This window comes from Sulfitobacter mediterraneus (assembly GCF_003054325.1).
Taxonomy (GTDB): domain Bacteria; phylum Pseudomonadota; class Alphaproteobacteria; order Rhodobacterales; family Rhodobacteraceae; genus Sulfitobacter; species Sulfitobacter mediterraneus.
In genome coordinates, this window is the sequence record NZ_QBKU01000013.1 from 36,044 (window position 1) to 56,308 (window position 20,265).

Sequence of the window (20,265 nt, forward strand, 5' to 3'; positions counted from 1 at the left end):
ATGACCGAAGAGCGCGAGATATTGCTGTCTGCCAAAGGGGTTTCTGGGGGCTATGGCCGCGTGCCAATCCTGCATGGGATAGATCTGGACGTGGCCGAAAATGAGGTTGTCGGCGTGCTGGGTCACAACGGTATGGGCAAGACGACCTTGCTCAAGACCCTCATGGGATTTTTGCCCGCCACTGCCGGGCAGGTCCGTTATGATCAGACCGATATCACCCGGACACCGCCCAATGTGCGCGGCCAAATGGGCATCGGCTATGTGCCGCAGGGGCGCGGGATATTTCCGCAGCTTTCCGTGCGCGACAATCTGAGGTTCGCTTGGCACGATCACGCGGGCGGAACCGAGACAGAAGTGATGGACGCGGTGCTTGCCGACTTCCCGCGCTTGCAACGCCTTCTGGATCGCGAAGGCGGCGCATTGTCGGGCGGTGAACAACAGCTTTTGGCGTTGGCCCGCAGTCTGATGGGTGATCCGGATTTCCTGTTGCTGGACGAGCCGACCGAAGGCATCCAGCCTTCGATCATCGAAGAGATGGCCGAAACGCTGCTGCACCTGCGCGAACAGCGCGGGTTGTCGATCCTGCTGGTCGAGCAGAACTTCGACTTTATCGCCGATCTGTCCGACCGGGTGCTGGTGCTGGAGCGGGGCCGGATCACCGGCACGCTGACGCGGGCAGAACTGTCGGATCAGGCCAAAGTGGATCAGTTCCTCGGGTTCGGTGCGGCGCGTGGCACCCGCCAAACCTCAGGCACGCGGGCCGAACCGCCTGCCACCGCGCCTGCCGCGCCGCCTACAAGCCGCCGCCCGCAGACGTTCCCCAAAGACGGCGCCGCGAAGCCATCGGCGCCGCTTCATTCGCAACCCAACAGCCCCACGGTGACATCCATGACCATCAAACGCCCTACATTGTCCCAGATGCGCGCCATGGCGGATCGGTTCGGGATGAGCCTGTCAGACGAAGATCTGGCCGAATACACCGAGATCATCGAGCCCTATATGCAGGCCTATGACCGGCTTGACGCTTTGCCTGACAACCTGCCGCAGGTCCGCTATCCGCGCAGTCCGGGGTATTTTCCGGACCAAACCGAAAACCCGCTGAACGCATGGTACGTCAAGACCGAAGTGCGGGGCGCACCGGATGGCAAACTGCGCGGCAAACGCATCGCGTTGAAAGACACGATCTGTCTGGCTGGGGTGCCGATGATGAACGGCTCATCCATCATGGAGGGGTACACACCCGAGATCGACGCCACCATCGTGACCCGTATGCTCGATGCAGGTGCATTGATCGCAGGCAAAGCGCATTGCGAAAACTTTTGCCTCTCGGGCGGATCGCACACCAATGCCAAAGGACCGATCCACAACCCATGGAAACGCGGCTATATGGCGGGCGGATCTTCGGGTGGCTCTGCGGCACTGGTCGCGGCGGGCGAGGTCGATATGGCCATCGCCGGGGATCAGGGTGGATCAATCCGCATTCCATCGTCAAATTGTGGCGTCTACGGCATGAAACCCACCCATGGGTTGGTGCCCTACACCGGCGCGATGCCGATTGAGCAAACCATTGATCACCTCGGCCCGGTGACCAACAACGTTGCCGACAATGCCCTTTTGTTGGAGGTCTTGGCAGGCGAAGATGGGCTGGACCCGCGCCAGTACAAACCCAAAACCTACAGCTATACCGAAAGCCTGGGACGCGGCGTCCATGGCATGCGGATCGGGATCCTGACAGAAGGTTTCGGGCATCCCAATTCCGAAAGTGACGTGGAACAAAAAGTCCTGGCCGCCGCCGAACGGTTCCGCGAATTGGGTGCAAGGGTCGACACGATCTCTGTGCCTGAGCATCACACAGCCATGGACGCCTGGACCGCGATCACACTGGAAGGTCTGCAAGACGGGATGATGTGGGGCAATTCCACCGGCACCAATTATCGCGGTCTGTTCTTGCCGTCGATGACCGACCACATGGCGCAATGGAAAGGCAGGGCGGATGAGCTGAGCCATTCCCTGAAGGCCTGCATGTTTGTAGGCGAGCATTTTCAGCGTCAGTATCGCGGACGGTTCTACGGCAAGGCACAGAATATCATGCGCAAGGTCAACGAACGCTATCACGCCGCGCTTCAGCAATATGACCTGCTGTTGATGCCGACCCTGCCGATCAAACCGCAAGAACATCCGCCCGCCGATTGCTCGCTCAGCTTGTATGTTCAACGTGCCTTTGAGATGGTGCCAAATACGGCCCCCTTTAACGGCGGTTTGCCCGCGATGAGCATCCCTTGCGGACTAAGCGAGGGCCTGCCAATCGGGATGCAACTGGTTGGCCCGAACTACGGGGAAATGAAGATTTACCAAGCCGCCCATGCGTTTGAACAATCAGGCGACTGGCGCGACATGTAAGCGGGGAGGCTTCGAGATGACCATTTTAAACGAAAGCATTGCAAACCAGATCCAAAAGTTCGGTGTAAATGACGCCGCCGCAGAACAAGCCGACCTGACGCCCCGCGATGGCAAATCATATGTGCAGGGGCCCACACATCCGCCGCTGGCCTTCGCAACCATCCCGCAGTTGTTGCAAGATGCCGTGGCGCGGTACGGCCCAAGGGATGCGCTGGTGTTTCCCGATCGCACGCTCAGCTATTATGATCTCGACCGCGCTGTGGATGCACTGGCCTCGGGCCTGCTGGCGCTGGGTCTCGAAAAAGGCGACCGTGTTGGCATCTGGTCGCCGAACCGCCTGGAATGGGTGCTCACCCAATTTGCAACCGCACGGATCGGCGCGATTCTGGTCAATATCAATCCGGCTTACCGGTTGTCCGAACTGGAATATGCGCTGAACAAAGTGGGCTGCAAGGCGCTGGTGCTGGCCCCCGCTTTCAAAACCTCAGACTATCTGGGGATGGTTCGGACCCTCGCACCGGAGCTGGCCACGGCAGAGCGCGGCAAACTGCATGCGGCCAGACTGCCGCATCTGCGCCATGTGATCGTGATGGGCGATGTGCCTGAGGGGCAGGGGCTGTGGTCCTTTGATACGCTGTCCGAACTGGGTGGCCCGGCCCAGCAACTGCGCCTGCCACAGATCGGCGCCACGTTGCAGCCTGATGATGCGATCAACATCCAGTTCACCTCAGGCACGACCGGACAGCCCAAGGGTGCCACGCTGTCTCACTACAACGTGGTGAACAACGCGCGGTTTGTGACCGACAGGATCAAATTGACAGAGAATGACAGATTGGCCATTCCGGTGCCGCTGTATCATTGCTTTGGCATGGTCATGGGCGTTCTGGGCGCGGTCAGTAAAGGCGCGGCGATGGTCTTTCCCGGAGAGGGGTTCGATGCGGCGCAAACCCTCGATGCGCTGGCCAAGGAACGCTGCACCGCGATTTATGGTGTGCCGACGATGTTTGTGGCGATGCTGCAAGACCTTGAGACAACGCCGCGCGATCTGTCGGCGATGCGCACAGGGGTGATGGCCGGGGCGCCATGCCCGGTGGATGTGATGAAAGCGGTCAATTCTGTGATGCACATGGATGAGGTCACGATCTGTTATGGCATGACCGAAACCGCGCCCGTGTCTTTCCAAAGCTTTGTCGATGATCCGGTCACCCAGCGCTGCGAAACAGTTGGGCGGGTGCATCCGCATCTTGAGGTCAAGATTGTCGACGAGAACGGGCAGATCGTGCCAGCAGGGACGCAGGGCGAGCTGTGTACGCGCGGCTATTCGGTGATGAAAGGCTATTGGGACGATCCGGGTCGCAGCGCCGAAGCCATCCGCGATGGATGGATGCACACCGGCGACTTGGCCGTGTTTGACAAAGACGGGTTCTGCACCATCACCGGACGTGTCAAAGACATGATCATTCGGGGCGGCGAAAACATCTATCCCCGCGAGATCGAAGAATTCCTGTACTCCCATCCGCAAGTCCGCGAGGCGCAGGTTTTTGGTGTGCCGGATGATCGATTGGGCGAAGAAGTCTGTGCATGGGTTGTTGCGGCGGATGATGCAGAACTGACGCCAGATGCATTGCGCCAGTTTTGTCAGGGCCAGATTGCCCATTTCAAAGTGCCGCGGCACATCCGTGTGGTCGATGAATTGCCAATGACAATCACCGGAAAGCCGCAGAAATTTGTGATGCGGGATCAGATGGTCGAGATGCTGAGGGCCGAACAGGCGAAATGATCGGTGGATCACATGGCGGGAATATTCTCTCTTGTGATGACCCGGGGCTCGATGAACTTTTTGGTCAGATAGGGCGCGGAAGAGGCCAGTGAACCAAGCAGCTGGATGGTGGCCTGTTCGGCCATCAACCGTGCGTTTTGATCAATGACCACGGTGACCCGATCGTTCAAAAGGAACTTTCGCGTTTGATCCGTCAAGTCATGGCAAAACAAGACGAGACCGGGCGCATCGCCTTGGTCCTCAACGGCTTTGATCACGCCCGAACGACCACCCCCTGCCACATAGATACCGCCCAAATCAGGATGCCGGGCAAGGATCGACGCCGCCCGTTGATAGCCGCGTTCGGCATCGTCGTTGATTTCAACCGCTTCGATAACCTGCAAATGCGGGAATTCTTCGGACAGCACCGAACGGAACCCGGATTCCCGTTCGTCATGGCCACGGTAACGGCGCGAGCCAAGAAACAGGGCAATCTTTGCATCCTCTTTGCTGAGCATCGAACCCATCAACTTGGCGGCGGTGCGCCCTGCAATCCGGTTGTCGACACCAACATAATTTGCCCGCATCGAAGAGGGCAAATCTGATGCAATGGTCACAACCCTGACCCCGGCCTCAACCAAACGCTGGATCGCGGCTCTGGTCTTGGGGTCGTCGACCGCCACAACGCCAAGGCCCGCTGTATTCGGATCAAGATCATCAAGGGCCGCCAGCAAAGTGGACGGCGACGCATCGGGCAGCCTTGTGACCCTGCATTCAGAAACAAGCGGCAGGCGCAGGCAATAATCCTCAATTTGAAAGGCAAGGTTTTCAAGGAACCGGTTGCCCCCTACCGGCAGAAAAAACTCCAACCGGGCGGGTTTGGCCGGCATCGACAGATCACCGGTTTCGGGCAAATAGCCAAGCTTGGCCGCGGCATCCAACACCCGGTAGCGATTGGCGGCTTTTACACCCGACCTGCCGTTCAATACCCGGTCAACAGTGGCCGTCGAAACCTCGGCGGCTGCGGCGATGTCACTTATGGTTGCCTTCATCGTCGCCCTGCCTTGATTTGATGTCATTTGACGCAATCTGATGCAGTAAGATTGGAATTCAAATCAGAATCAAGCTGGATTTATCCCGTGCAATGGGAAAATGACATTGTGTAACGAGACCCCGCGTGTTCCGGGGAGGCAAGAGGGGCCCGACGCTTGCGCCTGCACATGCGATGGATAAAGATCGCCAACAGCAACCGCACCTCAAGTATCGCGCGCAGGCTTGTGGAGGTCGCAGTCCTGCCGCGACCCTAGATTAAGCCCTGCGCAAGTTCCGCTGATCTTCTTGGTTGTTGATCTGGATAAATCCATGCAACGCGGACAGGAAATTCCGTGACAATGGCGCCGTTAGCGGCGATTGCGCCGAGAAATATGCGCCAACTCTGCAAATCTGGGCGGCAAACTCGGGATGTACGCCGGCATCGTCATATTTGCGGATCTTTTCCTTGCTCAACCACCCGCGCTTGCGGCTTTCTTTGCTGATCAGCTTTAGTCGCTGCACCGCGTGGAACGTCAAATATACCGACAGGTAATCAAGGTAATCATCCAGCTCGTAACCGCATTCGGGGTCAAAGGTATCGATCACGATATCAACCATGTCCTGCGGCCGGATCGGCCATGCCTCATCGCCGATCAACCAAGCGATGTCCTCTGCACCATGGCGCAGACCTGCATATTCGAAGTCGAACCAGCGCAGTTTGTCCTTGCTGTCGATGGCTGCGTTGCCGGACCGGCAATCCCATTTCACAAACTGTGTGCCAGCGACCGCAACCCGTTCATAGGCCGCCTCGCGGTCAAACTTGTCCGAGATGCCGCCGCCCAGGTCGCGGAGAAAATCAATGGCATCGACAAAGTTCAAAATCCAGTCGTCGTTGGTGCCCAGATGCGGCATCATTTCATGCAGCTGGGTTTTCCGTGCTGCCGATTGAATGCGAAAGATCGCGGAAATCGCGTCATGCGCGAGATCAAGCCGTGCGCTGGGCGTCACTTCGGCGATCTCGACGTTGAGCCGGCGGTCGCCCACATCGGATTGAAACATGATCTCTCCGACCACGCCAAGGCATTGAGGCAGGTCATCACAGTGGGCACTGAGTTGGCCCAGAACATGGGCCTCAAGATGAGTGCGGCGGAAGTTGGGGCGCAAGGTTGCGATCACCGATTGCCCGGCCACGGACAACCGAAAGCTGGACCGCCCTTCACCACCCGGCGCGGAGATCTTTTTCACCCGCGCATCAAAATGTGCCTCTGCACATTCGATGATCTTATCCTGTGTGCTTTGCTCTTTGCTATTGCTCATCAAACTGTCCCAATCGTGGTTTCCCTTTGAGATAAATCAGCACAAGAGGGCGTTACTGTGGCGGCCAACTGTCAAAAAGAAGTTAACCCCTAAATGCGCTGAAGTGATTCTCTTTTACGCAGAACCTGATTGTATCCAGATCAGGGGCAAATCTCCGAAAGACGCAAAACACTGTTTCCGAAAAAATCCCAGAATCGTGGAAATATGGCAAAAAAACGGAAATGATTTGTCTAGAAATGAGCGATTCCCATAGCTTAACGCTTCATTCGGCCGAGGTGGTTTGCAAACCTGTTGCACCCTTCTGGCACCGGACAACAGCATAGGAGCTAGGCACAATGGGTTATGGATTTCGCAATTGGGGATCGTCGCAGACCAGCGATTCTGACGGCAGCGGCGCAAGCGGCACCAAGTCTTATCACAACGGTGGTGTAGAAGGTTCCAGCTTTGCCAACTGGTACGACCAACACCTTGCAGCTGAGTTTACTGACGACAATAGCGATCCAAATGGCTCTGGCTCTGGCGGCACTAAGGGTTCGGGTTCCGGCGGTACGAAAGGTTCAGGCTCCGGTGGCACTAAGGGTTCAGGCTCCGGTGGCACTAAGGGTTCAGGCTCCGGTGGCACTAAGGGTTCAGGCTCCGGCGGCACCAAGGGCTCTGGCTCCGGTGGCACGAAGGGTTCCGGTTCTGGCGGCACCAAGGGTTCAGGCTCCGGTGGCACCAAGGGTTCAGGCTCCGGTGGCACGCGCGGTTCTGGTTCTGGCGGCACGAAGGGCTCCGGCTCCGGTGGCACGAGCGGTTCTGGTTCTGGCGGCACGAAGGGCTCCGGCTCTGGCGGCACGCGCGGTTCTGGTTCTGGCGGCACGAAGGGCTCCGGCTCTGGCGGGACACGCGGTTCTGGTTCTGGCGGCACGAAGGGCTCCGGCTCTGGCGGCACGCGGGGCTCAGGCTCCGGCGGTACGCGGGGTTCTGGGTCTGGCGGTTCGAATGGATCAGGGTCCGGCGGCACCAATGGCGGCGGTGATCCCGTCGATCCACCTGCAAGCGACAAATCGGTTCTGAACTTCGTCATGGGTGATCCGGCAGAGATCAACATCTCCGTGTCCGAAACACCGGAGGGCCAGTTGCACTTCAACATGAGCCAAACCGACTTCGCAGGATCGCCATCTGACATCGACGGCATATTCTTTGACATGGCCGATGACAGCCAGTTGGGCTCGCTCAATTTCTTCCCCGAAGAAAACAGCCACAACGTCACGGACATTCAAGCCGAAGCGAATGGCGTCTCGGCCTTGCCAAACGGCGCAGGTGTCGGTCAGAACTTTGACGTTGGCCTGCAATTCGGCACCGAGCCTGACAGCTCTGAGGGCAGTGTAAACAACGCCAGCTTTACGCTGTGGTCAGATGACGGTCCGGTGACGCTTGAAGATATTGACCTGAACGGCATGCGGGTGATCGTCGACAGCGACGGAACCGGAGGAGAAGTCCTTGGTGTGTCAGACAGTGACCATCCCGACTTTATGGATGGCGACGGTCAGGACGACAGCGATATTGTCCTCGAAGATGTCATGTCCCTGATGAGCGGGGCAGGCACCGAGGAAGAGACGGATGCCACTGCGGGTGATGAAATGGAAGAATTCATCGTCTGATCAAAGATCTGTAGCGTCCAAGGAGCGGCATCTTTCGAGGTGCCGCTTTTTTTATGCGCGAACCTGGCGGCGCCGAGGATCATCGCTCCTATTCAGACCGATACACCTTTTAGCACATCCTGTTTGGTGAGTGTCTCTTTGGTCCCTGAGATCATGATTTCGCCCCGCCGCAACACGACGAACCTGTCTGCCAAATCATAGGCAAACTCAAAATACTGCTCGACCAAAACAATGGCCATTTCGCCCTTGTCTCGCAGCAGACGGATCACATCGCCTATCTGTTGGATGATGTTGGGTTGAATGCCTTCTGTTGGCTCATCCAACAGCAAAAGCCTCGGTTTCGTGATCAATGCGCGGGCGATGGCCAATTGCTGTTGCTGGCCACCGGACAAATCCCCGCCGCGACGGTTTTGCATTTCCTTGAGCACTGGAAACAGATCAAAGATCTCATCCGGAATGAAATGCGCGGAAGGCGGCAGGCAGACAAAACCGATTTCTAGGTTCTCTCGCACGCTCAGCAGCGGGAAGATCTCTCGCCCCTGCGGCACATAGGCGATGCCCTTATGCGCCAGCTTGTGGGCAGGCAGAATGCCCAATGCTTCCCCCTGCAATTGCACGGTTCCCCCAGATCGCGGATGAGTTCCGGAAATGGCCTTGATCAAGCTGGTTTTACCAACGCCATTGGTGCCCATCACACAGGTCACCTCGCCAACCGCGGCCTCCATCGAGATGCCGTTCAGGATTTGTGAGTGTCCGTAATGCAGGGTTAGATCTTGCAGTTTTAACATGGTTCAGCGCCCCAGATAGACATCGATGACTTCTTGGTTGGAGGTGACATGGTCAAGACTGCCTTCGGCCAGAACCGACCCTTCATGCAGAACTGTCACTTTGCAATTCAGCCTGCGTACGAACTCCATATCATGCTCCACAACCACCACGGCGCGGGTCTTGGCAGCCTCCAACAACAAATCGGTGGTGTGCTCTCGTTCCTGCGGCGTCATCCCTGCGGCGGGTTCATCCACCAACAGCAGACGCGGCTCTTGTGCCAGCAACATACCGATCTCCAGCCATTGCTTTTGGCCGTGGCTCAATTCGCCCGAATTGCGTTTAAGCGCATCAAGTAGGCCGATCTCTTGCGCCAGCGCAGCAGTCTGATCCAGATCCGTTGTACTGGGTTTATAGGCCAATACTGAGAGCCAACTGCGCGGTTTTTTCAACGCCATCAACAGGTTCTCCTGCACGGTTTGATCTTCAAACACGGTTGGCTTTTGAAACTTTCGGCCGACCCCGGCTTGGGCAATTTTTGCCTCGTTCATTTTCAGCAGAGAAATGGACTTCTCGCCCCAGATCACCCGGCCTTCGTCCGGTTTGGTCTTGCCGGTCACGATGTCCATAAACGTTGTCTTTCCTGCGCCGTTTGGCCCGATCACTGCCCGTAACTCTGCCTCGCCGATCCGGAAGGAAAGGTTGTTGATGGCACGAAACCCGTCAAAGCTGACCGAGACACCGGAAACTTCCAAAAGGGTGCTCATTTACTGGCCTCCTGTTCGCGCAAAGCGCCTTCATCGGGGCCAAGATCTAGACCGTGACGATTGGGGCTTTTGCGCCGTGTCCACAGATCGATCAAACCGCCCATCCCTTTGGGCGCAAAAAGGGTGACCGCGACAAAGGACAGACCAAGAAGCACGAGCCACCAATCCACCCATTTGATCGTATAGAATCCAAGCGGGATGTCAGGCGCCTGACCACCGGTGAACCAAGTGCTTAGCAGGCTCACGAAAGCCGCGCCGATGACAGCACCGTAAAGCCGTCCCCGGCCACCAATTGCGACCCATACAGCCAAATAAACCGATGCAATCGGTGCCATTTCCGCCGGATTGATGATTCCAGCCTGAGGATAGTACAGCGCACCGGCAATCGCCGCGAGGCAAGCGGTCAGCACAAAAATCACCAGTTTGTATGTTTCCACTGAATAGCCAAGGAACCGCACACGGGCCTCGTTGTCGCGGATGCCGCGAACGACTGATCCGAATTTTCCCGAAACGGCCCATGCCGCCAGCGCATACCCCAGCCCCAAAGCGCCGGCCGAGGCCCAGAGAAACCAAACGGACACGAAATCTTGCGATGCGGTCACACCGGGCAGGTTTTGCAACCCTGACAATCCGTTGTTGCCCCGCAAACCGCTGTCGTTCTGGAACAGGTAAAGCGCCAGCGCGAGTGTCATCGCTTGGGTCAGGATGGACAGATACACCCCAGTCACCCGGCTCCGAAAGGCCAGCCAACCAAAGACCAGGGCCAGCAGGCCAGGCACCAGCACCACCAGTGCCAATTGCAAAACGAGGCTGTCGGCAAAAGCCCAGATCATAGGGAACTCGCTGGAACCGACAACGCCGAAGATCTGGTTGCCAATGGCATCAACAACCTCTGAAGGGGTGGGCGGGATTTCGGTCTGCGAAAGGGACTCTACCACAATCAGGCGCGTGCGTTCATACATTAGCCACATGCCAATCATGTACCCGCCCAGCCCGAAAAAGGCGAAATGGCCAAGGGACAAGATGCCGGTAAACCCCCAGATTAAGTCCATCGCGACGGCGATCAGACACAGGCACAGCGTCTTACCCAATGTCTTGACGAAACTGGTGGACGCCAGACCGACGCCAAACCCTTCCGACAGTACCGTGACCGCGAGCGTGAACAGTGCCAGACAGGCAAAGAAGATCAGAACTGATGGGTTCTTGGCTATGAAGGAGCGTTGCATGGATCAATCTCCCGCCGCGCGGCCTTTGAGGGCAATGATGCCCCTTGGCCGGAACTGAATGAAAATGATGATAAAGACGATCATGTAGGTCTGCGCCGCCAGTGTGTTTGACGGGTTCAGCCATTCGATGCCCTTTTGCAAAAAGCCGATCATCGCGGCCCCGGCAAGGGTGCCCCAGATGTTGCCAACCCCGCCGACAACGACGGTCATAAAGCTTTGGACGATGTAGTCGCTGCCCAGTTCCGAGGTTACCTTTGCAAAAAGGCCGATGGCGACACCGGCCACCCCGGCAATCCCAGAACCAAGACCAAAGGTCAGCATATTCACCCTGCCGGGATTGATCCCCATGGAGGCCGCCATGCGCGAATTCTGTGTAACGGCCCGGGTTTCCAACCCCAGCCGCGTGCGCTTCATTATAAACAAAAAAACACCGAGAAAGATTAGCGCAAGGATGAAGATGGCAATGCGGATATAGCTGATCGACACCACGTCATTCATCGTAAATGCCCCATTCAGCCATTCCGGCGCAGTGAGGGGTCGCGCCTGTGTGCCAAAAATGTTTTTGGCCAACTGCTGCAACGCGATTGAGATGCCAAAAGTCGCCAAAAGCGTTTCGAGCGGACGCGCATAGAGCCAACGAATGACCAACCGCTCCATGGCGACACCGGCAGTAAACGTCACCACAAAGGCCAGCGGGATCGCGACAATGATCGACAGCGTGTGATCGGGAATGATCCGTTGGACCACATAGCCGGTATAGGCCCCCATCATGATAAATTCGCCATGGGCCATGTTGATCACGCCCATCACGCCAAAGGTGATCGCTAGCCCAATGGCCGCAAGAAAGTAGATCGACGTAAGGGAAAGCGCATCCAGCGCCAGATCGAGTGTTTGGTTCAGACCGACCCTGAGGCCGATGGCTGTCAGCGACGCATTTGCGGCGGTTGTGACGTCTGGGGACGGTTCGTAATAGGATTCAAAAAACACATGGCTGGCAAGCGCCGCATCGACGTCGTCTGTGGTGACACGCGCAGGTGCTTGGCCTGCTTTCGCCAAAATATCATAGGCGCGATGGCGGGCGGTATCGTTGTCCAACCGGGCCACCGGAATGCCAGCGACCCGTCCGCCATCTATATTGGCAGCCAGTGCATTGCGGATGTCGTTTGCTGTCACCTTTGGCTGGGCCAAGCTCTTGATCACTAGCAAATCATAGGCGTCTGTTCGGGAAAAGAATTCTGTTCCTGGCGCCAGAATGTCCGCGATGTTCAACCCGGAAGGCACTTCGCCCAGTGCCACGTCCCGTGTTGTCGCGACCAATGGATTGAGCGTTGCCCGCAGATCGACGCCCAGATCTCCGGACATCTCCTCAATCGCGTTGACGCGGGCCTCGGTATTCTTATCAAAACTGATGGTCAACAACCGCTCCAGCCGCCGTTTCTGGGCCAGCAACTTCACGTCCGGTTCACCCTCAATCGACGCTCGCAACGGCGCGAGAAAACGGACCTCGGGATCACGTTGAATAGAGGTCAGCGCAGCCTGCCTGCGGGCCGCATCGGGATCAATCAGTTGAAATTGAACAAGGGCAGTGCCGATCATCGCACGAATGCCGCTGTTCGGTTTTATCTGTTTCAGATCAGCCTTGGGATAGGTCCCCGCCACCTCACCGCTGTCAAAATCAAACAGACGGTATTGTTTGTCTTCGGCTTTTTCTCCTGCAAAAAACACACCGTCAGACTTGCGCATCCACATGGCTTTTGCGGCCCATGTCTCAAGCACGGTCTGCGCCTGCGGTGATCCGCTTTTGGCAATGGCATCAATCGCCGGGGCAATTGTTTTGCGCGCGCTTTTGGCGATGATTTGCTTGTGTTCTTGAAGGATGGGCTGGATGTCAGAGGCTTGCGCAGCGGCCATCACACAGCAAAGCAAGGCCGCGAGCCCCAATAGGTATAGTCTTTTCATATCGGATATGTCCGCGATTTGGGATGGAAGGAGGCCGCCCGGCAGCCCCCTTCGCAAGTTCAGGCCTCAGTAATTCGACAGAGTCTGAACGCAGGTCTTGGTTTCGATGTTGTACATACCGCACCCAAGGTCTTTCCAATCCGATTTCAGCAGAGCAGATTCCGGCAAGAAGTCTGTCCAGGCGTCGCCCGGTACTTCTGCGGTCTGGCTGATGATGTCGAACTGACCGTCTTCCTGGATCTCGCCAATCAAAACCGGCTTGGCCAGGTGGTGGTTTGGCAGCATTACGGCCAGGCCACCGGTCAGGTTGGGATATTCCTGCCCGTACATCGCGGCACGCACCGTATCCACTTCGGTCGAACCGGCGGCGGTTGCGGCATTCACCCACATATTAAAGCCGATGTAATGCGCCTCCATCGGGTCATTGGTAACGCGCTCTTCGCCCATCGTTGCTTTCCATGTTTCGACGAATTCGGTGTTCATATCGCTTTCGGCGGATTGGAAATAATTCCAGGCGGCCAAATGGCCGACAAGGTTGGAGGTGTCCAAACCGGTCAGCTCCTCTTCACCAACTGAAAAGGCAATGACGGGGATATCGTCCGCTGATACGCCCGCAGCGGCCAGCTCTTTGTAAAAGCCGATGTTTGCATCGCCGTTGATGGTCGAGATCACGCCAACCTTCTTGCCGTCCGCGCCCAAGGCCACCACGTCAGCGACGATCTTTGACCAATCAGAGTGACCAAAGGGGGTGTAATTGACGAAGATATCGCTGTCAGCGATGCCCTTCTGCTTGAGATAGCTTTCCAGAATGTTGTTGGTGGTTCTGGGGTAGACATAGTCCGTACCAAGCAGCGCGAATTTTTCGACTTCCAGTTCCTCTAGAAAATAGTCGGTCGCCGGGATGGCTTGCTGGTTCGGAGCCGCGCCGGTGTAGAAGACGTTTTTGGAGGATTCTTCGCCTTCATATTGCACCGGATAAAACAACAAACCGTTTAGCTCTTCGATCACCGGCAGGACCGATTTGCGCGAAACTGATGTCCAGTTGCCAAAGATCACGTCAACATCATGTACGGTCAGCAGTTCACGGGCCTTTTCGGCGAACAGCGGCCAGTCCGATGCCGGATCAACCACGACGGCTTCCAGCTGTTTGCCCAAAAGGCCACCTTTTGCGTTTTGCTGATCAATCAACATCAGCATGGTGTCCTTCAGCGTTGTTTCGGAAATCGCCATCGTTCCCGAAAGCGAGTGCAGAACGCCAACTTTGATCGTGTCTTCGGCAGCCATAGCAGCGCTGGCCAAAGCGGCAAAAACGACGGATCCTGTGAGAGCGGATTTGAGAAAGTTCATACTATACTCCAGGCGGGGTCATCGGTCGGGGCTTGCGCAGCGGCGCGATGTTCCCTTACCTGTCCCCGCAACTTCGTGTTGCAATCCGTGTGGCGGCCGCGTCGAGGTCCAATTCGTATGGTCGCCACACACCTGCGTTCTAAAGGGTGATCCCCCGGCAGGTGTCTCATCGATTCTGCATTGCAGCGAAATTAGCAAACCCAAGGTCTGCGAATTTTGAAGATTCACAACAGCTGCACATTTTTTGATCGCCCAATGCTGCAATCGATTAAAAAGCAGACAATGATCCCCAATTTGATCGCCAATGCGCCAATTGGAATGGCGCTTTTGGATGGAGAGGGCAAAACCAAGGGCAGTATTAAAAGGCCAGAGGTCGCCCCGATCACCCAACACGCAGACATATCTCGCAGTGCCAGCATTGGCCCGCCGCGCGCTGTTGGAAAGCTGCGTCTACGTACCAAACGTGCTGGGGCGGTCACCACCTTGGACCGGCTCCATCAATCGGGTTCGTTCAAATGCCTGTTCCCACGTCCGACCTCCCTTGGGTTTGAGGCGGTGCTGTTGAATACGGCGGGCGGTGTAACCGGTGGCGATCAGTTTTCCCTGTCTGCCCATGCGGCCAAGGGCACGACCATGACCCTGACAACACAAACTTGCGAGCGGGCCTATAAGGCGCAACCGGACCAAACTGGTAAACTCCGCAATCACCTTAACGTCGGACCCGGCGCAAGGATCAACTGGTTGCCGCAGGAAACGATACTTTTCAATGGCAGTGCGCTGGACCGGCGCCTGAATGTTGATCTGGCCGCCGATGCATCCCTTTTGATGGTCGAGCCATTGATTTTCGGGCGCCCCGCGATGGGAGAGGTTCTAAGGAACCTCCGCATTCGGGACCGGATCGAGATCCGGCGAGAAGGGCGGCCACTGTTTATGGACGCAATGACGTTGACCGGGGATGTGCAAGCGCATTTGGCCGATCCGTTTGTCGCGGGTGGCGCAGGCGCAATGGCGCTTGTGGTCATGGTTGCAGCCAACGCCGAAAGCCATCTGCCGACCCTGCGCGCGGCGCTTCCGGATACCGGTGGTGCCAGCTTGATCGGGAAGGATGTGCTGGTGATGCGGGTGTTGGCCGAAGACGGTTTTGCCCTGAGAATAATCCTTTTGCCCATTCTGAAATGCTTGAACCAAGGCGACTTTCCTCGATGCTGGATGATCTGAAATGAACCTGACCCCTAGAGAAAAAGACAAACTGCTTGTTGCCATGGCGGCCGAGGTCGCCCGCAGACGGCTGGCGCGGGGCGTCCGGTTGAACCACCCCGAGGCGATCGCCCTGATCACGGACGCCGTGGTCGAAGGTGCCCGCGAAGGCCGGTCAGTGGCCGACCTGATGGAAGCTGGCGCTCAGGTGGTTTCGGCGTCGCAATGCATGGAAGGGATCGCCCAGATGATCCACGACGTGCAGGTCGAGGCCACATTTCCAGACGGCACCAAACTCGTCACTGTTCACAACCCGATCCGCTGAAGGAGACCTAAGATGAAACACCTGATATTGTCCCTTATCCCGATTGCAATGCTCGCCGCTGGGCCCGCAGTCGCCCATCCCGGAACCCATGTCGTGCAGCACGGGCAGGAACCTTCGTTGCTGGCGGTGATGTTGGTCCTTGGGCTGGCGAGTGCTTTCGCCGGCTTTGCTGTCAGACGGGCAGCTGTCAAATGATCCCCGGTGAGCTGTTTCCTGCTGAGGGAGACCTGGTTTTGAACCAAGACCGCACCGTGACAGTGCTGATGGTTGCCAATACCGGTGATCGACCCGTGCAGGTCGGCAGCCACTACCATTTTGCAGAAACCAACCCGGCGCTTGATTTTGACAGGCAGGCAGCGCATGGCCAGCGGTTGGACATCGCGGCGGGCACTGCCGTGCGGTTCGAGCCCGGACAACGGCGCGACGTGTCGTTGGTGCCGATCGCCGGCGCGCGACGGGTCTTTGGCTTTAACCAAAAGGTCATGGGAGATCTGTGATTTTCAGGTCTCCTCATAACCGTGCTGCCCCTTTGCCTGCTTTCGACGTTTGAAAGGCTCCCAAATGCCCGCAAAAATTTCACGTGCCGATTATGCCGCCATGTTCGGCCCCACCACCGGGGATCGCCTGAGACTGGCCGATACCGATCTGATCATCGAGGTGGAATATGATCTCACGACCTACGGCGAAGAGGTTAAATTCGGTGGCGGAAAAGTGATCCGCGATGGCATGGGGCAGGCCCAGACCACCCGTGCGGCTGGAGCCGTTGACACCGTGATCACCAACGCGCTGATTGTCGATCACAGCGGCATCTTCAAGGCCGATGTCGGGTTGAAAGACGGGCGCATTCTCAAGATCGGAAAAGCGGGCAACCCGGACACGCAGCCAGGTGTCGATATAATCGTTGGCCCCGGCACCGAGGCTATCGCCGGTGAAGGGCGCATCCTGACCGCGGGCGGGTTTGACAGCCACATCCACTTTATCTGTCCACAGCAAATCGAAGACGCGTTACATTCCGGCCTGACCACGATGCTGGGCGGTGGCACGGGTCCGGCCCATGGCACCTTGGCAACCACTTGCACACCCGGTCCTTGGCATATCGGGCGGATGTTGCAGGCCGCTGACGCCTTTCCGATGAACCTTGCCTTTGCTGGCAAGGGCAACGCGTCCTTGCCCCAAGCCCTCGAAGAACAGATCCTGGGCGGCGCTTGCGCGTTGAAATTGCACGAGGATTGGGGCACCACCCCCGCTGCCATCGACTGCTGCCTCTCTGTGGCTGACGCATATGACGTTCAGGTGATGATCCACACTGATACCTTAAACGAATCTGGATTTGTGGAACACACGGTCGCAGCCATGAAAGGCCGCACCATCCATGCGTTCCACACCGAAGGGGCAGGGGGCGGGCATGCCCCTGATATCATCAAAATCTGCGGCCAGGAGAATGTCCTGCCCTCGTCAACAAACCCCACGCGCCCTTTCACGGTCAACACCCTCGAAGAGCATCTCGATATGCTGATGGTGTGTCACCACCTTGATAAATCGATACCCGAAGATGTGGCCTTTGCCGAAAGCCGGATCCGCCGTGAAACCATCGCGGCAGAAGATATCCTGCACGATATGGGCGCGTTTTCGATCATCGCCTCCGACAGTCAGGCCATGGGCCGGGTTGGTGAGGTGTTGATCCGCACATGGCAAACCGCCGACAAGATGAAAAAGCAACGCGGACAACTGCCTGAAGAGGTCGGCGAAAACGACAATTTCCGCGTGCGTCGCTACATCTCGAAGTACACGATCAATCCGGCCGTTGCTCACGGCATGAGCCACGAAATCGGCTCCGTCAGCGAGGGCAAACGCGCCGATCTGGTGCTTTGGAATCCGGCCTTCTTTGGTGTGAAACCCGAGATGGTTTTGCTGGGCGGCACCATTGCGATGGCCCAGATGGGCGATCCCAACGCCTCTATCCCGACGCCACAACCTGTCTATTCTCGGCCGATGTTTGGTGCCTATGGGAGATCAGTCGAACATTCCTCCGTGACCTTCGTCAGCGCCGCCGCCCAAGACGCCGGCATCGGCACACATTTAGGTCTCGCCAAGGCCACGCTGCCGGTGCGCAACACCCGCGCCATTGGTAAATCCGATTTGGTGCTGAACGATGCAACGCCGCACATGGAGGTGGACCCGGAAACCTACGAAGTCCGCGCCGACGGAGAGTTGCTGACCTGCCAACCCGCTGAGGTTCTTCCGATGGCGCAACGATATTTCTTGTTCTGAAGGGACACCATATGACGCTTCCCCCTTGCCGCCAGATCCGCAAAACTGGCCATTGGTCCAAGGCTTATGACCGTGTCAGCCTCAACTATGATGATCGGTTTTTACGGCGCAAAAGGCTGACCACTGCCGCGGCAGAGGCCTTCATCATTGATCTGGTGCAGACAACTTCGCTTGACCATGGTGATGCGCTTGAGTTGGAAGATGGGCGCTTGATCGAAGTGGTCGCCGCGGACGAAGATCTCCTTGAGGTGACGGGCGCTGATCTGCCCCGCATCGCTTGGCATATCGGCAATCGCCATACGCCCTGCCAGATCGAGCGCGACCGCCTGCTGATCCAGCGCGACCATGTGATCCGCGACATGCTGGACAAGATCGGCGCAACAGTGCGTGAGGTTGTTGAGCCTTTCACCCCCGAAGGCGGGGCCTATGGTCACGGGCGGACCCATGGCCACAGTCACTGACATCCTGACCCTGACCCAATGGTTCTCGCCGGGCTATCCGGTGGGTGCATTTGCTTATTCGCACGGCTTAGAGTGGGCGATTGACCACGGCCAGATCATCACCGCCGAACACGCAGGCGTTTGGATCTCAACGGTTTTGAATCATGGCGCAGGGTGGAACGACAGCCTGTTTCTGGCCGCTGCTTACCGGGCCAATGCGGCAGATGTGGCTGAGATCGACGCGCAGTGCCGCGCCTTTGCCGCATCTGCCGAACGGCTAAAGGAAACGGACCTGCAAGGGGCCGCGTTTTGTGAGGTCACGCAAAAGGTGTGGTCCGCAGATCTGGAGGGGCTGACCTATCCCGTGGCTGTGGGCCGCGCCGCGTGGTTGCAGGGCCTGCCATTGGATCTGACCACACAATTCTATTTGCAGGCTTTCATCGCCAACCTCGCGACCATAGCCATGCGCCTTGTACCTCTAGGTCAAACCGAGGGTCAGAAACTGATCCGCGCGTTGACCCCGCTTTGCACCCAGCTGGCAGAACGCACAAGCGGCGCCTCTCTCGACGATCTCAGCAATACGGCCTTTCTGACGGACGTGGCTGCGATGCACCATGAAACCCAATACTCAAGGATTTTCCGCACATGACCCAAATGAACGGACCACTGCGCGTGGGCATTGGCGGCCCGGTGGGCGCCGGTAAGACCACACTGACAGCCGCCCTGTGTGAGGCCCTTCGCGAGACCTATTCCATCGGCGTGATCACCAATGACATCTACACACAAGAGGATGCGGAGGCGTTGATGCGGATGCAGATATTGCCCCAAGACCGGATCATCGGGGTGGAGACCGGCGGTTGCCCCCATACCGCGATCCGCGAGGATGCCTCTATCAACCTCGCCGCTGTGGCCGAGATGGTTGGTCGTCACCCAGATGTCGAAATAGTGCTGATTGAAAGCGGCGGAGATAACCTTTCGGCGACCTTCAGCCCCGAGTTGGCAGATGTGACGCTTTATGTGATCGACGTCGCGGCGGGTGAGGAAATTCCGCGCAAGGGTGGACCTGCCATCACCAAATCAGACATCCTGATCATAAACAAGACGGACCTGGCCCCACATGTCGGCGCCTCTTTGGAGGTTATGGACAAAGACGCACAGAGAATGCGCCGGGGGCGTCCGTTTGTTTTTGCGGCATGCCGGAAACGGGAAGGAGTGGCAGAAATCGTTGATTTGCTGGAGGCCGCAGGCGGGCTTGTCCCGGCCAGCAATGATGGCCACGCCGCGCGCGCTTGATCGTCTGGTTTGAAGGGCGTCTGGTAACAGCAGCACGGCGCGAGGTTTTTAATAAACGGCGCACCAACAGGCGGGCGGACCAACCAGCGTAGCTCATCCACGCTTTGCCAGTTGCGCGACAGTTTTTTCTGACAGTGATCTCTCAAACTCCGCCTGCGCCTCGCTCAGCGCTTGCCGCGTTGCATCGTTGGCGGCCCGTGCAAGGAGGCATTTGGGCGCTTCCTCGTCATTTCCGATGGCAAACAGATGTGGTGTTCCCAGCGCCTGGTAGATGGCAAGCAACGTGATTTCTGTGAGCGGTTTTTGCAAAGACCACCCACCGCCATGCCCTTTGACAGAGGCAACAAATCCCGCCTCCCGCAGACCTGACATCATCCGGCGAACAACCGCAGAATTGGTTTGAAGCATCTGTGCAATTTGTTCTGAGGTGGCGGGTCCGTCCATCTCATCAAGATGAAGAAGCGCGTGCAAAACACGGGAGAGGCGACTGTCAGTGCGCATGTTGGCTTTCCTTCATGTAA

The 20,265-nt window shown here is 57.5% G+C and carries 19 protein-coding genes; 11 read left to right on the top strand and 8 right to left on the bottom strand.

Annotation, left to right across the window (positions count from 1 at the left end):
- Positions 1 to 2,400: an amidase gene (locus tag C8N31_RS17660; RefSeq protein WP_081785657.1), complete on the top strand. Its 2,400-nt coding sequence runs from the start codon at positions 1 to 3 to the stop codon at positions 2,398 to 2,400.
- Between the two features lie 16 nt (positions 2,401 to 2,416).
- Positions 2,417 to 4,180, top strand: coding sequence for an AMP-binding protein (locus C8N31_RS17665; RefSeq protein ID WP_025047516.1), 1,764 nt, complete (start codon positions 2,417 to 2,419; stop codon positions 4,178 to 4,180).
- An 8-nt stretch (positions 4,181 to 4,188) separates the two neighbouring features.
- Here the strand turns inward: C8N31_RS17665 and C8N31_RS17670 are convergent, their stop codons facing one another.
- Positions 4,189 to 5,238 carry a LacI family DNA-binding transcriptional regulator gene (locus C8N31_RS17670; RefSeq protein WP_197021502.1) on the bottom strand — a complete coding sequence of 350 codons (1,050 nt, stop codon included), beginning with the start codon at positions 5,236 to 5,238 and terminating at the stop codon, positions 4,189 to 4,191.
- A gap of 229 nt (positions 5,239 to 5,467) precedes the next feature.
- A complete protein-coding gene (locus tag C8N31_RS17675) occupies positions 5,468 to 6,508 on the bottom strand; it encodes a hypothetical protein (protein WP_025047518.1) in 1,041 nt (346 codons plus the stop codon).
- A gap of 335 nt (positions 6,509 to 6,843) precedes the next feature.
- Here C8N31_RS17675 and C8N31_RS20480 point away from each other — a divergent pair, with 335 nt between their 5' ends.
- The gene (locus tag C8N31_RS20480) at positions 6,844 to 8,154 is read left to right on the top strand and encodes a hypothetical protein (protein WP_025047519.1); all 1,311 of its coding nucleotides are present in this window, start codon (positions 6,844 to 6,846) and stop codon (positions 8,152 to 8,154) included.
- Between the two features lie 92 nt (positions 8,155 to 8,246).
- On the opposite strand, the gene urtE is transcribed toward C8N31_RS20480, so the two are convergent.
- The 5 genes from urtE to urtA form a co-directional block, all read right to left on the bottom strand.
- A complete protein-coding gene (urtE, locus tag C8N31_RS17685) occupies positions 8,247 to 8,942 on the bottom strand; it encodes an urea ABC transporter ATP-binding subunit UrtE (protein ID WP_025047520.1) in 696 nt (231 codons plus the stop codon).
- 3 nt (positions 8,943 to 8,945) lie between these two features.
- On the bottom strand, positions 8,946 to 9,686 hold the full coding sequence (gene urtD, locus C8N31_RS17690; protein WP_025047521.1) for an urea ABC transporter ATP-binding protein UrtD: 741 nt from the start codon (positions 9,684 to 9,686) through the stop codon (positions 8,946 to 8,948).
- Positions 9,683 to 10,912 (bottom strand): urea ABC transporter permease subunit UrtC, encoded by a 1,230-nt coding sequence (urtC, locus tag C8N31_RS17695; RefSeq protein WP_025047522.1) that lies wholly within the window; start codon positions 10,910 to 10,912, stop codon positions 9,683 to 9,685. Before urtC ends, urtD begins: the two co-directional genes overlap by 4 nt.
- A 3-nt stretch (positions 10,913 to 10,915) precedes the next feature.
- Complete coding sequence (urtB, locus tag C8N31_RS17700) at positions 10,916 to 12,871, bottom strand: urea ABC transporter permease subunit UrtB (protein WP_025047523.1); 1,956 nt, start codon at positions 12,869 to 12,871, stop codon at positions 10,916 to 10,918.
- A gap of 66 nt (positions 12,872 to 12,937) precedes the next feature.
- Positions 12,938 to 14,218: an urea ABC transporter substrate-binding protein gene (gene urtA, locus C8N31_RS17705; protein ID WP_025047524.1), complete on the bottom strand. Its 1,281-nt coding sequence runs from the start codon at positions 14,216 to 14,218 to the stop codon at positions 12,938 to 12,940.
- 282 nt (positions 14,219 to 14,500) lie between these two features.
- Here urtA and C8N31_RS17710 point away from each other — a divergent pair, with 282 nt between their 5' ends.
- The 8 genes from C8N31_RS17710 to ureG all read left to right on the top strand — a co-directional run bounded on the left by C8N31_RS17710 (position 14,501) and on the right by ureG (position 19,744).
- Positions 14,501 to 15,436: an urease accessory protein UreD gene (locus C8N31_RS17710; RefSeq protein WP_231476731.1), complete on the top strand. Its 936-nt coding sequence runs from the start codon at positions 14,501 to 14,503 to the stop codon at positions 15,434 to 15,436.
- 1 nt (position 15,437) lies between these two features.
- The gene (locus tag C8N31_RS17715) at positions 15,438 to 15,740 is read left to right on the top strand and encodes an urease subunit gamma (protein ID WP_025047526.1); all 303 of its coding nucleotides are present in this window, start codon (positions 15,438 to 15,440) and stop codon (positions 15,738 to 15,740) included.
- A gap of 12 nt (positions 15,741 to 15,752) precedes the next feature.
- Positions 15,753 to 15,935, top strand: coding sequence for a hypothetical protein (locus C8N31_RS17720; protein WP_037918023.1), 183 nt, complete (start codon positions 15,753 to 15,755; stop codon positions 15,933 to 15,935).
- The gene (locus C8N31_RS17725) at positions 15,932 to 16,237 is read left to right on the top strand and encodes an urease subunit beta (RefSeq protein WP_025047527.1); all 306 of its coding nucleotides are present in this window, start codon (positions 15,932 to 15,934) and stop codon (positions 16,235 to 16,237) included. Before C8N31_RS17720 ends, C8N31_RS17725 begins: the two co-directional genes overlap by 4 nt.
- 64 nt (positions 16,238 to 16,301) lie before the next feature.
- Positions 16,302 to 18,011: an urease subunit alpha gene (gene ureC / locus C8N31_RS17730; RefSeq protein ID WP_025047528.1), complete on the top strand. Its 1,710-nt coding sequence runs from the start codon at positions 16,302 to 16,304 to the stop codon at positions 18,009 to 18,011.
- Positions 18,012 to 18,022: 11 nt separating this feature from the next.
- On the top strand, positions 18,023 to 18,472 hold the full coding sequence (gene ureE / locus C8N31_RS17735; RefSeq protein ID WP_025047529.1) for an urease accessory protein UreE: 450 nt from the start codon (positions 18,023 to 18,025) through the stop codon (positions 18,470 to 18,472).
- Positions 18,456 to 19,100, top strand: coding sequence for an urease accessory protein UreF (locus C8N31_RS17740; protein ID WP_025047530.1), 645 nt, complete (start codon positions 18,456 to 18,458; stop codon positions 19,098 to 19,100). Before ureE ends, C8N31_RS17740 begins: the two co-directional genes overlap by 17 nt.
- On the top strand, positions 19,097 to 19,744 hold the full coding sequence (gene ureG, locus C8N31_RS17745; RefSeq protein WP_025047531.1) for an urease accessory protein UreG: 648 nt from the start codon (positions 19,097 to 19,099) through the stop codon (positions 19,742 to 19,744). The genes C8N31_RS17740 and ureG overlap by 4 nt, the downstream gene beginning before the upstream one ends.
- A 93-nt stretch (positions 19,745 to 19,837) precedes the next feature.
- Here ureG and C8N31_RS17750 read toward each other — a convergent pair whose 3' ends face one another.
- The gene (locus C8N31_RS17750; RefSeq protein ID WP_025047532.1) at positions 19,838 to 20,245 is read right to left on the bottom strand and encodes an Rrf2 family transcriptional regulator; all 408 of its coding nucleotides are present in this window, start codon (positions 20,243 to 20,245) and stop codon (positions 19,838 to 19,840) included.
- Positions 20,246 to 20,265 lie beyond the last annotated feature (20 nt).

Bases quoted from the DNA above. Each gene is read 5' to 3' on its own strand.
- C8N31_RS17710 (WP_231476731.1), top strand. From the start codon at position 14,501: ATGATCCCCAATTTGATCGCCAATGCGCCAATTGGAATGGCGCTTTTG.
- C8N31_RS17660 (WP_081785657.1), top strand. From the start codon at position 1: ATGACCGAAGAGCGCGAGATATTGCTGTCTGCCAAAGGGGTTTCTGGG.
- C8N31_RS17665 (WP_025047516.1), top strand. From the start codon at position 2,417: ATGACCATTTTAAACGAAAGCATTGCAAACCAGATCCAAAAGTTCGGT.
- C8N31_RS17715 (WP_025047526.1), top strand. From the start codon at position 15,438: ATGAACCTGACCCCTAGAGAAAAAGACAAACTGCTTGTTGCCATGGCG.
- ureC (WP_025047528.1), top strand. From the start codon at position 16,302: ATGCCCGCAAAAATTTCACGTGCCGATTATGCCGCCATGTTCGGCCCC.
- C8N31_RS17725 (WP_025047527.1), top strand. From the start codon at position 15,932: ATGATCCCCGGTGAGCTGTTTCCTGCTGAGGGAGACCTGGTTTTGAAC.
- urtC (WP_025047522.1), bottom strand. From the start codon at position 10,912: ATGCAACGCTCCTTCATAGCCAAGAACCCATCAGTTCTGATCTTCTTT.
- urtB (WP_025047523.1), bottom strand. From the start codon at position 12,871: ATGAAAAGACTATACCTATTGGGGCTCGCGGCCTTGCTTTGCTGTGTG.
- urtD (WP_025047521.1), bottom strand. From the start codon at position 9,686: ATGAGCACCCTTTTGGAAGTTTCCGGTGTCTCGGTCAGCTTTGACGGG.
- ureG (WP_025047531.1), top strand. From the start codon at position 19,097: ATGACCCAAATGAACGGACCACTGCGCGTGGGCATTGGCGGCCCGGTG.
- urtE (WP_025047520.1), bottom strand. From the start codon at position 8,942: ATGTTAAAACTGCAAGATCTAACCCTGCATTACGGACACTCACAAATC.
- C8N31_RS20480 (WP_025047519.1), top strand. From the start codon at position 6,844: ATGGGTTATGGATTTCGCAATTGGGGATCGTCGCAGACCAGCGATTCT.
- C8N31_RS17750 (WP_025047532.1), bottom strand. From the start codon at position 20,245: ATGCGCACTGACAGTCGCCTCTCCCGTGTTTTGCACGCGCTTCTTCAT.
- C8N31_RS17720 (WP_037918023.1), top strand. From the start codon at position 15,753: ATGAAACACCTGATATTGTCCCTTATCCCGATTGCAATGCTCGCCGCT.
- ureE (WP_025047529.1), top strand. From the start codon at position 18,023: ATGACGCTTCCCCCTTGCCGCCAGATCCGCAAAACTGGCCATTGGTCC.
- urtA (WP_025047524.1), bottom strand. From the start codon at position 14,218: ATGAACTTTCTCAAATCCGCTCTCACAGGATCCGTCGTTTTTGCCGCT.
- C8N31_RS17740 (WP_025047530.1), top strand. From the start codon at position 18,456: ATGGCCACAGTCACTGACATCCTGACCCTGACCCAATGGTTCTCGCCG.
- C8N31_RS17675 (WP_025047518.1), bottom strand. From the start codon at position 6,508: ATGAGCAATAGCAAAGAGCAAAGCACACAGGATAAGATCATCGAATGT.
- C8N31_RS17670 (WP_197021502.1), bottom strand. From the start codon at position 5,238: ATGACATCAAATCAAGGCAGGGCGACGATGAAGGCAACCATAAGTGAC.